A 261-nucleotide genomic window follows, 5' to 3' on the forward strand; every position below is an offset into this window, starting at 1 on the left:
TGCTATGATCACCCCTGCAAGTGGATGCTCCGAACCTTTCTATGTACTAGCTATCAGCTGTAGAGCTTCTTGGTCACCAGTATAGTCTGTAACTTCTGGTTTTCCTTTGTTGACAGTTCCTGTTTTATCTAGAACAATAGCATTTAGCTGATGTGTACCTACTAAGTGTTCTCCACCTTTAAACAAAATACCGCTTTCCGCCGCTCTTCCTGTTCCTACCATAATCGAGGTCGGTGTAGCTAGCCCCAATGCACATGGGCA

At 44.8% G+C, this 261-nt stretch carries 1 protein-coding gene; it reads right to left on the reverse strand.

The window, feature by feature from the left end:
- Nucleotides 1-39: 39 nt before the first annotated feature.
- On the reverse strand, nt 40-261 hold a 222-nt coding region (locus tag RG959_RS24405; protein WP_342799328.1), incomplete at its 5' end, for a hypothetical protein.

The organism is Domibacillus sp. 8LH (assembly GCF_038806185.1).
Lineage (GTDB): Bacteria > Bacillota > Bacilli > Bacillales > Domibacillaceae > Domibacillus > Domibacillus indicus_A.